Genomic DNA, 279 nt, shown 5'->3' with positions numbered 1-279 from the left:
CGCCAGTCGACAGCGACATGGGCATGAGACGGCCACCGAGCGCGAGATTGGCCAGCTCGCAGCAAGCGTTTTTCACCGGAAGGGGTGTGTCTTCAAGAACACGGCCTTCGCGGTCGTAGGCGCACACCCGTGGCCACCCAAGCGGCTGGTCACGGTCGGCCAGTTTACCGATCCACGAAAAAGCCGCATCAAGGAAGCTGGTGGCTTCGATGATTGCGGCTTGTTTTTGAGCGTCGGTGGCTGCGGCCCAGGCCGTTTGCTGCCCTCGCGCGGTCAGGT

Annotated in this window: 1 protein-coding gene; it reads right to left on the bottom strand. The window is 63.1% G+C overall.

The window, feature by feature from the left end; genetic code table 11:
- Positions 1 to 279 (bottom strand): DnaT-like ssDNA-binding protein (locus tag EN852_RS41630; protein ID WP_210238352.1); only part of this gene is annotated, 279 nt, incomplete at both ends.

The sequence above is a fragment of the Mesorhizobium sp. M2E.F.Ca.ET.209.01.1.1 genome (genome assembly GCF_004010375.2).
GTDB lineage: Bacteria > Pseudomonadota > Alphaproteobacteria > Rhizobiales > Rhizobiaceae > Mesorhizobium.
Note: the sequence above shows the minus strand (reverse complement) of the source record. Positions and strands in the feature narration are given on the sequence as shown.